The organism is Ectothiorhodospiraceae bacterium BW-2, from assembly GCA_008375315.1.
In the GTDB taxonomy this organism is placed as follows: Bacteria; Pseudomonadota; Gammaproteobacteria; order Thiohalomonadales; family Thiohalomonadaceae; genus BW-2.
Genome location: CP032507.1, coordinates 2,982,695 through 2,994,831, shown reverse-complemented (window position 1 = coordinate 2,994,831; position 12,137 = coordinate 2,982,695). Strand labels below are relative to the sequence as shown.

Below are 12,137 nucleotides of genomic sequence, written 5' to 3'. Positions count from 1 at the left end.
TATTCATCATTAAGTAGCCCTTATAAATCCTCTAACTCACTGTTAATTAACGCCTCTAGCTCCGCATCACTCATTGTGGCGATGTCGGTCTCACTCGCCGATGTTGGCTCGGGTGGGTCGTTATCGAACAGCTCTCCTAGCAGATAGTCACTTACAGCGGCGATATTGGGGTATTTAAACAGCAGTGTCGAGGGGAGATCGAGCCCAAAGTGGCTCTGTAGCTGATTGCGCAGCTCTACCGAGGTGAGTGAGTCCATCCCTAAATCGAACAGACCGGTATCGATATCGAGACTCTCGACACGGCTGCCAAGTACCTTCGCTACCTGCTGCTTGACCGCCAATAATAGCTGTTCACGCTGCTCACTGTACGGTAGCTGTGTTAACTCCTCTAGCCACACCGCCCCTTGCAACTCGCTTCCCTCAGCATCCGCTCTTTGCTGCCGCTGGCGGTAGTGGTTTAGCAGTGGCAGCTCACGCTGTAGCTGGAGTAGCTTCGGCCACTCAATCGGCACCGCCACGACCTGCCCCTGCCAGCGATAGATGCGGTCAAATATCGCCATCCCCGCTGCGGTTGTCAGCGTCCCTACCCCCTGCGTTTCGATCTGAGCTAAATCGCCTTTACGAACCGCCAACCCCTTCTCCGACCAAGCACCCCAGTTAATCACCAGCGCCGGTAGCCCTTGGCGCTGCCGCAATCGTGCTAACTGATCCAAAAAGGCGTTAGCGGCGGCATAGTTGCCTTGCCCAGGCGGGGCAAAGATCGAGGCGACGGAGGAGAGTAGAATGAAGAGATCCAGCGGTTGTTCGAGTGTCGCCTGATGCAGCGCCCAAGCCCCCGCCACTTTAGCGGGCAGAAGAGACTCAAACTGCGCCCAGCTCATCTGCTGTAGCACCCCATCTGCCAGATTACCCGCCGCATGAATCACCCCCTTTAACGGCGGGCGAGGCTGTTGCAGTAGCTGTTGCAGCGCGTGTTGATCGCTAATATCAAGTTGAGCTATCTCAAGCTCAGCCCCCTGCTGCCGGAGTTCGCTCAGTAGCGCCTCTGCCTCTGACGACGGTTGAGAGCGGCCGATGAGCAGCAGATAACGCGCCCCCTGCTGCACCAGATAGCGAGCCATCTCCAACCCCAGCTCCCCTAAACCGCCACTGATTAGGTAGCTCGCCTCAGCATCGATAGCCACGACGGCGCGGTGGGTCGTATCGGCATCGTGTAGTCGTGCTAGATGGCGACCGTCACTATCGATAGTGACGATCGTCTCACCCTCACCGTTTCGCAGCTCCTCCATCACCATCGCCACCCTCTCTGAGGGCGATATCTCGGTCGTCAACTCAAGCAGACGAAGCTGACACTGGGGCTGCTCATTCGCGACTGTACGCACAATCCCATGCAGCAGGGAGGAGAGCGGCGCCGTGGTCAGAGTCGCATCGTACTGGCTCACTAGCGTTAGCGGTATCGTCGGTGCTAGCGATAGCCACTGTAGCAGCGGCTGGCAGAGCTGCCGCCACTGCGTCGAGAGTGGCTGAGTGGTGTCGAGTGAGAGCGGATAGAGGAGTAACGCCCCCTGCCACGGCTGTAGCGCCTCTCTATCTAGCTGCTGCCAGGCGGCGACAGTGAACGACTCTACCTGCTCAAACTGGTTAGCAAACAACGCGCACTCATCGGCTGCGCCTAAGAGCAGCCAACGACCTGCTAGCGGCGCTACCGCCGCCCTCTCGCCGCGAGCCATAATCACGCTCTGCTTAATAAACTCCCCCTCACCGAGCTGATCGGGGGTGAGTAGCGCCACCTCGCTGAGCCCCCACTGCGGTAACAGCTGCTGCCACTGTGCGGCGGTTAGTAAGGGGTAGTCGTGGCGCATCGCATCACGGCCACCAAAACGCCACCACCCCTCTGTCATCCCAAAACTGAGATCGAGCCAGCGCTGTTTCGCGGCCGCCTCCAGCAAGATCACCACCCCATCCGGAGCGAGTAGCTGCCGACAGTGGTCGATAGTGGTCGCTAAATCGGCCGTGGCGTGGACCACATTGGCGGCAATGACCAAATCGAACTGCCCATGCAGCGCCGCATCAGCCCCCTGTTCGATATCGATAACCCCATAACGAACAAAGGGGTAGTCACCAGCAAACTGCTGCTCGGCGAGGCGGGTAAAGTGGCTGGAGATATCGCTAAAGAGGTAGTCGCAGCGCTGCGGTGGGAGCTGCGGCAGTAGCTGCACTGTGGTGCCTCCAGTCCCCCCGCCAATTTCGACAATACGCACTGCCCGATTTAGCGGCAGCGTGGCCATCGCGCGTCTCACCGCCGCAGCTAAGAGCTGATTAATCGCCTTCGCCCCGACTGAGTGCTGATAGAGCAGCGTCGTCACCCCCAAGTCGCCCTCTGGAAAGAGGAGCTGTAGCGGCTCGATCTCTCCCCGCCAGACCTGCGCTAACGCCTGGCCACAACGAAGGGTAAGGGTAATCTCCGCTGCCGCCTCGATAAAATCGTGCTGTAGCGCCTCAACCTCGGCCCGATTTAACGGCAACAGTGGCTCTAATAGCTGCCAATGCTCCCCCTCTAACGCCAAAATCCCCGTCTCGCTTAGGATCTGCAGCGAGCGCCGAAATAGCGCTCGCTGACTCTCAATAATCGCTAGCTGCGCTATTAGCTCGATCACTGTTCCACGACTACCGACCGCCGCCTGCCACCCACAATCGAGCAGCGCTTGGCAGACTAAAGCGGCTGCCAACGCCTCTAGCCGCTCAAAGAGGGGGCGGTAGAAACGGCACGAGTCGAGTAGCTGCCGCTGTAACGGCGCTAGCTCAGCCGCTATCGCCTTAGGGCCGGTCAGCGCCGCCGCACTACCACAGACCAGCGACTCTATCGGCCAATCGAGACGATAGAGCCAGCTATCGTAGCGGGTATCGGTTAGGGCTAAAGCGGAGGGATCTACCTTTTGAAAATGGAGCGCCACCACATCGGCCACCACCTCACCGCTCTCATCGAGTAGCTGTAGATCGGCATCAAAGCGGCTAATCTCCCCCTCAGGGGTCGGGGCGATAACGCGGCACCAGAGGTTAGTCGGTAAACGGCGATAGCAGCGTAGCTGCTCTAGCCCTACCGGCAGGAAGGGGGTGTGACGGGCCAGTAGCGGCACCCCCACCATCTGAAAGGCGGCATCTAACAGCACCGGATGGAGCTGAAAGTCGCTCGCTGTCGCGCTCAGCGTCGTCGGGAGCTCTAATTGCGCCAACACCTCCCCCTCCCCTAACCAGAGCGCGGTGACCGCCTGAAAATCTTCGCCATGTTCAATCCCGACCGAGCGGGTTAGGCGATAGTACTCCGCCACCGGATAGGGCTGTTGGCAGCGCTGCTGTAGCGCCGCTAAGTCGATTCGTTGTGGCGAGAGCTGGCTCTTTGGGACGAGTTCGCCACTGGTATGGCGCTGCCACTGATGACTCCGCTGGGCATAGAGGGTAAAGCGGTAGTGATCTTGCTGACGCTCAACCACCATCTGTAGCGGTAGTTCCGCCTCGGGGGGGAGCACCAGTGCCTGCTCAATCGTCACCGCTTGTAGCTCCGCCCCCTGACCTAATAGCGCCACCGCCGCCGTCAGTGCCATCTCGATATGGGCCGCTGCCGGTAGCACAACTTGGCCAAAAATCTGGTGGTGGGCTAAAAAGCTAACCGTCAAGGTGGAGAGCGAGTTGTGAAAGAGCGCCCCTTCTGGCAGTAGCGGGGAGTCGATTCGCTCCCCTAAGAGGGGGTGGCCGGCACGCGCGGGGGAGGAGCTCGACTCTAGCCAGTAACGATCAGTGATAAAGGCCATCGTCGGCAGTGTCACCGCATAGCGAGCCGTCGCTGGAGCCACCCCCCGCACCGCCTGATCGACACCGTGGCAGTAGAGTCGAGCCAGACTCTGGAGTAGCTGCTGCCACGGGGGGCGGCTATAGCGCAGCGAGGGGAGCCACAGTAGCGCTCTCTCGTCCCCCCTTGCGGCGGCAATTGACTCGCCTAGCGCCGTTAACAGCGGTTTAGGGCCTATCTCGATAAAAGTATCGATGCCGCTATCGAGCAGCGTCTTAATCCCGCGCTGAAACTGGACTGGCTGGCGAATATGGCGACACCAGTAGTCGGCAGAGGCCGCCTCATCGTTATCGATAAAAGTGCCACTCACATTACTCACTAGCGCTAGCTGTAGTGGCTGCATCGTCACCGCTTCCACCGCGTGACGAAAAGGTTCGACCATCGGTTCGACCAGTGGCGAATGGAAGGCGTGGGAGACCCGTAGCCGCTTCACCTCGATGCCGTCACGCTCTAGCTGCTGCTGCAGTGCCGCTACCGCTCGGCTCTCTCCGGCGACGGTGACACTCTCGGGGCCATTCATTGTCGCTAGCGTCACCTGTTGGCTATCGAACGAGCGCAACCGCTCGCTAAGCGCCGCTTCGCTTAGGGTCACTGCGATCATCGCCCCGTGCTGACACCGCTCTGCCATCAACTTACCGCGCTGGCAGACCAGCCTCATCCCCTGTTCTAACGACCAGAGGCCGGCCACCGTCGCAGCCACCAGCTCGCCGACACTGTGTCCCATGACCGCTTCCACTTCGATCTCCCAACTGAGCCAGAGTTGAGCTAGCGCGTACTCGATGGCAAACAGCAGAGGTTGTGTCAAATCGGTACGGGCAAACTCAGCCTCCAGCCCCTCATCCACCTCTCGTTGATAGAGCAGCTCTAGCAGCGATACCCCAAGTAGCGGTGTGGCGATGGCGTCACAGCGCTCTAGCGTCTGTCGAAACAGCGGTTCACTCTCATAGAGCTCCCGCCCCATACCAGGGTATTGTGCCCCCTGACCGGTAAAGAGTAGCGCTAGGCGTCGCGAAGCGGCACCCGCCCGCCCCTGTTCGACTCCCCCCTCCCGTAGCCGCAGCGCCGCCTGTTGCGGCGAGTCGGCGACCAGCGCTAAGCGGTGGCTATAGTGGCCTCGCCCCCGAGCGGCGGCGGCGACAAATGGATGCCACTTTGCCAACGGGAGCTGCTCTAGCGCCGTGGCGTAGCGCTCTGCTAACGCCATTAGCCCCGCCTCGCTTTTGGCCGATAGGGGCAGTAGTCGTCGCTGGGTGGGGGGAGCGACGGGCTTGAGCGCCCCGCCCTCACCCTGATCCCTACCCTGATCATCAGCGTCACGATAGTTGGAGAGGATAAGGTGGGCGTTGGTGCCACTAAAGCTAAAAGAGCTAACCCCGGCGAAGCGCTCCTCGGTTAACCATGGGGTTAACTCGGTCGGGATGACCACCGGCAGCGACGCCCAGTCGATATAGGGACTCGGCTCGTGAAAGTGGCGATGGCTGTAAATTTCACCATGGTGTAGCGATAAAATCGCCTTCATTAGACCGGCGATACCGGCAGCCGACTCTAAGTGGCCGATATTGGTCTTAATCGAGCCGACCCAGAGCGGCTGCGCCCGCTCGGCTGCGGCAAAGACGCTCCCTATCGCCCCCATCTCAATCGGATCGCCCAGCGCCGTACCGGTGCCGTGGGCTTCGAGATAGCCTATCTGCGCAGGGGTTAAGGCCGCAGCGGCTAACGCCTGTTCAATCACCTTAACTTGTGAGGGGCCGTTCGGTACCGTTAAGCCGCCACTTGGGCCATCTTGATTAACCGCCGAGCCGCGCAGTAGCGCCAAAATCGTATCGCCATCGCGCTCAGCATCGGCGAGCCGCTTTAACACCAACACCCCCACCCCTTCACCGCGAGCATAGCCATCAGCGGCAGCGGAGAAGGTTTTGCAGCGACCATCGGCGCTCAACATACGCGCCTTGCAGAAGTTGATATGGGTCTCGGGGCCTAGAATTAGGTTCACCCCAGCTGAGAGCGCCATATCGCACTCACCGAGCCGTAGCGCCTGCATCGCCAGATGGGTGGTAATCAGAGAGGAGGAGCAGGCGGTATCGACAATAAGACTCGGGCCGGTAAAACCGAAAGTGTAGGAGAGCCGTCCGGCAGTCACCCCCAATGAGCCCCCCGTACCGGCGTAGGCGCTGATTTGGCGCACATCGTCGGGCCAGATCAGATGGGCACCATACTCAAAATTACTCACCCCCACATAGACGCCGGTGTTGCTGCCATAGAGGGCGTTAGGGTCAAAGCCGCCATTCTCTAGCGCCTCCCATGCGGTCTGTAGCAGCAGCCGCTGCTGTGGATCGATCGAGTGCGCTTCTCGCGGTGAGATACCAAAGAAGGCGGGGTCAAACTGGTCGATATCACTCAAAAAACCCCCGTAACGGGTGTACGACTTTCCTGCCACGTCAGGATCGGGATCGTAGTAGGCGTCAACATCCCACCGCTCGGGGGGGATTTCAACAATCCCCTCCCCCTGCTGCTGCAAGAGAGTCCTTAACTGTTGCGGCGAGTTAACCCCACCGGGAAGGTGGCACGCCATCGCTACCACCGCAATCGGCTCCCGCTGTTGCGCCTCTAGTTTAGCTACCTTTGCCTGCATCTCCTGCAGAGCGAGTAGCGCCCGTTTAGTGGGTGATATTTCCGTCATGGTCTATAGAATCCCTAAATGTAAAGATAGTAACAAGTCGGCTCACAATCTATTCTGACTCTAACTTCGCTAGCTCGGCTAGCAGTGCCGCTTCGGCCTCCTCTTCGCTTAGCTGATCAAGCGCTGTCGTCGTCTCACCCCTCTTCTCATTCTGTTCGGCCACGAACGCTGATGCGAGTAGCTGTTTGAGCAGATAGTCGTTTAGCGACTCCAGCGTGGGGTAGTCAAACAGCAGCGTTGAGCTAATCGGTTGCTGTAGATCGAGCTGGAGCCGATTTTTAAGCTCCACCGCCATCAGCGAGTCGATGCCGAGATCGAACAGTCGCTCGCGTGGGTTAATCTCGCTCTCAGGCTCTAGGCGCAGTACATCAACCACAATCGCGCTCAGATAGCGCAGCAGCTCTGAGTGGCGCCGGGAGGGGGGAAGCGGCTGTAGCTGTCGTAGCAGCGCCCCCCCCTCTGCCTGAAGGGGATCATCGGGGCGCAGTGGCGCGACCATCGTCGGTAGCGCCGCCTGAAATCGATGCCAGTCGAAGGGTAATATCGCTAGCTGCGGTATGGCCCCACCTAAGAGCTGCGGCAGGAGCTGTAGCGCCTCACGCGGAGCAATCAGTGCCACCCCCTGCTCTCGAATACGCTGCAGCTCCCGCTCAGCTAACCTAGCGGCCATGCCGATATCGCTCCACGGCCCCCAGTTGAGCGCGACGATAGGCCGCTCAGGGTAGGCTGCGGCCACGGCATCGAGGTAGCTGTTAGCGGCGGCATAGTTCGCCTGCCCGACCCCCCCTAAGAGTGAGGTCACTGAGGAGAAGAGGGCGATAAACTCCAGCGGCATGGCAGCGGTTAAGCGCAGCAGATGGTGGGTGGCGGCCACCTTGGCCGCTAGGGGGCGGTAAGCCTGTGCCCACGCTAGCTGCGCCACCGCACCATCGTCAACCACCCCCGCAAGATGGAAGATGCCCACCAACGCCGGTAGATCGCCCGGCAGCCGCTCTAGCGCGTCGGCTAGCTGATCGAGCTGGCTAATATCGGCCCGTAGCAGCGCCACCCTAGCCCCCTGCTCTCGTAGCTGTTCGAGTCGCGTTAGCTGTTCACGAGTCGGCTCGCTACGGGTTGTTAGTAGCAGGGAGGTCACCCCTTCAGCCACTAACCACTCGGCCAGCGCCAGCCCTAACCCGCCGAGCCCGCCAGTAATGAGATAGCTGCGTTCGGGGGTAAAGCGACGCGGCGGCGAGAGGGTAGAGCGCTCCACTGCGACAACTCGTTGGCCAAAGAGCTGCCCCTCGCGCCATGCTAGCAGCGGCTCATCAGCGTGCGCTAGCGCCTGTAGGAGCTGCTGCGCCTGCGCCTCGGCAGAGGCGGTGGCTAAATCGACCATGCGAACAGCTAGCTGACTCTGCTCTAACAGAGCGCTCTTACCGAGCCCCCATAGCGTCGCCTGCCACGGCTGTCGCCGACTCTCGCTCCCGCTCACCGGCCACACCTGTTCGGTCACCCACCAGAGCTGCTGCGCTCGTGGGTGCTGTAGTAGCTGCTGTAGTAGCGTCAGTGCGGTGCCGTAGAGTCGCTGCTGTTGCGCTTCGCTGCCCTCATCTTGGCGCTCATTGAGCGACGAGAGCAGTACAACCCCCTGCCACGGAGCCGAGTCATCCCGCTTGAGCAGCGCCTCCCAGCGATCACACTCGGCCTCGGCGATAACAACCCGACTCGCCCCTCCCTGCCGCAGCGCTGCAGCTAGCGCTGTCGCCACGCCGCCACTATCGGCAATTAACAGCCACTCGCCGCTCACCGCCGTAGAGGTAGGGGCCGCTGTCGATAGCGGTTGCCACTGCGGTCGGTAGAGGTGGTTCTCTAACCCCCCACCGAGCGAAGCGAGCAGCGCCGCTTGACTCGCTTTCCGCCCCTCAAGGCCAATAAAGCGGGCGATAGGCTCCCCCTGGTCACTATAGAGTTCAATATCGCCCACCAACCGTTCGGCGCTGAGACTCTCACGCCGCAGCCGTGCATGAGTCCATAGCCTCTCCCCCTGCTGTGGCGGACGCTGTAGCTCCAGCGCCTCTAGGGCAAACGGAATAAAGCTCTCTTCAACTGCCATCGGATGGGTCATCACCAACACCCCAAAGCAGGAGTCGATTAACCCCGGGTGGAGCTGATAGCGAGCCACCTCCCGCTCCAGCCCTGCCGGGGGAGTGAAGCTAGCGACCGCCTCCCCCTCGCCGAGCCGAACCTGCTCTAGCCAACGATAGCCTGCACCGACCACAATGTGGCGCTCTGCCTGAGTCTGATAGACCGACTCGACCGCGATGGCCTGCTGACAGCGCTGCCAAATCGGCTCCCGTGCGACCGGCGCGACAGAGCCACCAGCCTCACCAGCCTCACCAGTCTCATCAGCGATCGGCACCACCTCGCCTTGGGCGTGAACACGCATATCTTGCCGCTCAAGCGAGAAGCTCACCAAACGAAAACGGTAGCGACCCGCCCCCTCCGCCAGTGGAGTGAGCGCTAGCTGCACCGTCCGCTCGCCCCCCTGCAAAATCACCAGCGCCTGCGGAAACATCACCGACTCTAACCGACACCCTCTCTGCCCGCTCTCAACCTGCATCGCCCCTAAAATGAGCGCTAAATGGGAGGCCCCAGCGACAACCAACTCGCCAAAAATACGGTGGTCATCCAAAAAGGGGAGCCGTGAGAGCGAAAAGCGACTCTCAAACAGCCGCTCACTCAGGAGAGGGGAGTGTAACCGCCGCTCCAGTAGCGGCTGATCTAGCGCCTGCTCGCCATAAAACGCATCCCCCCCTTTGCGATCAAGCTCGACCTCATGCCAGTAGCGACGGCGCTGAAACGGATAGGTCGGTAGCGAGGCTCGCCCACTGCCGAGTCGCTCCCACGCGATCTCAGCCCCGTGACACCAACAGGCAGCAACGCTATGTAACCACTGCGACCACTCACTCCGATTGCGTCGCAGCGAGGGGCGCCAGCGATCTAAACTCGTCCCCAGCCTCAGCCCCCGCCTCTCGGCAAGCGCACGCCCCATCCCTAACAGTACCGGCTTTGGGCCGATTTCGATCAATAGATCTATCCCCTGCTCTAATAGCGCCCCCATTCCACCTGCAAAATCGACCGGCTGCCGAATATGATCTACCCAGTAGTCGGCAGTCGCTATCTCACGACCGGCAACACGACCTGTCAGATTAGAGTAGAGCGCAATCTTGGGAGCCTGGTAGCTAATCGTGGTCGCCACTGCCCTAAACGGTGCCAATATCGGCTCCATTAACGGCGAGTGGAAGGCGTGAGAGACCGCAAGAGGACGCACCTCGACCCCCGCGCCCTCAAACTGCTGCGCGAGTTGGTTCACGGCCGCCGTCTCACCGGAGATGACGCTGTTAGCAGGGCCGTTGCGGGTGGCAACGACCAGCTTCGAACTCAACCCCGCCGCCTCAATCGCCGTCTCAATGGCGGTAAGATCGGTCAAAATAGCGCACATCGCCCCCCCCTCTGGCAGCGCCTGCATCAGCCGCGCCCGCTCGGCAATCAATCTTGCCCCCTCCTCAATCGTAAAGACGCCCGCAACTGCGGCAGCGGCATACTCACCGACACTATGGCCAAGCAGCGCCACCGGCTCAATACCGCACCAACGCCACAGCGCCGCGAGTGAGACCTCCAGCGCATAGAGGGCGGGCTGGGTGACTCCGGTCTGATCTAACACCCCCTCCTCCGCCTCAAACAGCAGCTCGGTCAGTGGCCGACCTAACAGCGGCTGTAGCACCGTATTGCAGCGATCTAGCGTCTGCCGAAAGGGGGTATCGGCCCGATAGAGCTCGGCCCCCATTCCGCGATACTGCGATCCTTGACCACTAAAGAGAAACGCGATCCGTGGCCTCTCCCCCTCCACCGCCTCACCATGGGCCACTTCGAGCGGCCAGTGACCCTCGGCGACCTGTTGTAGTAGCCCTATCGCACTGCTACCATCGGCGGCGGCGACCCCTAAACGGTAGTTAAAGTGGCTGCGACTCATCGCCGCCGAGTGGGCGATGGCTGGCCAGTTCGCCTGCGGCTGTTGCAGCCTTTGGAGATAGCGAGCGGCTAACTGCTGTAGCGCAGTTCGGCTCTTGGCCGCGAGCGGCAGTAACTGCCACGGCAGTGGCGCTTCAGAGGGGGCCGGTGCCGGCTGCGGTGGCGGCTCTGAGACAACTAAGTGGACATTGGTACCGCTAAAACCGAACGAGCTAATGCCGGCCGTTCGTCGCCCCCCCGCCACCGCCGGTTGCCATGGGGTGAGGGTGGTCGGGATTTTGACAGGGAGTTCAGCCCACCGAATCAATGGGTTAGGGGTCTTGAAATTAAGATGGGGCGGAAGCTGCTGCCGCTGCAGCGCCTCAACCACCTTCAGAAAACTAGCGATACCGGCTCCGGCCTCCAGATGGCCGATATTGGTCTTTACCGAGCCGATATAGAGTGGCGAGTCGGCGGAGCGATAGCGACCAAACAGCGCCCCTAGCCCCCCGATCTCAATCGGATCACCTAGGGGGGTACCGGTGCCGTGCGCTTCGATATAGTTTACCTCAGCCGGATCGATATGACCGCTCGCGAGCGCCTGCTTCACCACCGCCTCCTGAGAGGGGCCGCTCGGTACGGTCAGCCCGCCGCTAGGGCCATCTTGATTGACGGCTGAACCGCGAATAACGGCTAAAAGGGTATCACCGTCGCGCTCGGCATCGGCGAGCCGTTTTAGTACCGCCACCCCGCCCCCTTCGCCGCGCACATAGCCGTTTGCTTCGGCGTCAAAACTCTTGCAGTGGCCATCGACCGAGAGCATACGCGCTTTGGTAAAGGCGATGGAGATGCCGGGGTGGGTCAGTAGCTGCACGCCGCTGCCAAGCGCCAAATCGCACTCTCTACGGCGCAGACTTTCGCAAGCAAGATGGAGTGATAGCAGTGAGGAGGAGCAGGCGGTATCGACAATAAAGCTGGGGCCGGTGAGACCAAACTGGTAGGAGATGCGCCCTGCAATCGGCGCGAGGGCGCAGCCGGTGCCGTAGTAGGCGTCGATATCGCTCATTAACGCATCGCCAATTAGACGCGTAGCGTTATCGAGGCTACTGACGCCGATAAAGACCCCAGTACGGCTCTGAAACAGCGACTCGGGCACAATGGCCGCATCCTCTAGCGCCTCCCAGCAGAGCTCTAATAAGAGTCGCTGCTGCGGATCCATGCTCTGTGCCTCCCGCGGTGAGATTGAGAAAAAGGCGGCATCAAACAGCGCCGGCGATTGATCGATATACCCCCCTAAAGCGGTACATATTTTGCCCGGTGCCTCAGGATCAGGATCGACAAACTGCGCCACCGACCAGCGTTCGGGGGGGGTCTCTACAATCGCATCGGTGCCGTTAGAGAGCATCTGCCAGTAGTTTTCGGGGCTATCGCTCCCCCCAGGAAAGCGACAGGCACGGCCAATGACCGCAATCGGCTCCCGCTGCCGCAGTTCACTCTCGGCTAGCTGCGCCTTTAACTGTTTAATCTCTAATAGTGCCTTAGTCATTAAGGCGCGATAGTCGGTTTTACTCTCGCTCATCGATTCCCTCAAAATTTACAGTAACAGTCTAAATCTAA

The 12,137-nt window shown here is 60.6% G+C and carries 2 protein-coding genes; both read right to left on the bottom strand.

Annotation, left to right across the window (positions count from 1 at the left end):
• Positions 1-20: 20 nt before the first annotated feature.
• Positions 21-6,527 (bottom strand): SDR family NAD(P)-dependent oxidoreductase, encoded by a 6,507-nt coding sequence (locus tag D5085_14235; protein QEP44176.1) that lies wholly within the window; start codon positions 6,525-6,527, stop codon positions 21-23.
• 49 nt (positions 6,528-6,576) lie between these two features.
• Positions 6,577-12,099 (bottom strand): SDR family NAD(P)-dependent oxidoreductase, encoded by a 5,523-nt coding sequence (locus D5085_14230; GenBank protein QEP44175.1) that lies wholly within the window; start codon positions 12,097-12,099, stop codon positions 6,577-6,579.
• Positions 12,100-12,137: the final 38 nt, after the last annotated feature.

Coding starts and splice junctions, on each gene's coding strand:
- D5085_14235 (QEP44176.1), bottom strand. CDS start 6,527: ATGACGGAAATATCACCCACTAAACGGGCGCTACTCGCTCTGCAGGAG.
- D5085_14230 (QEP44175.1), bottom strand. CDS start 12,099: ATGAGCGAGAGTAAAACCGACTATCGCGCCTTAATGACTAAGGCACTA.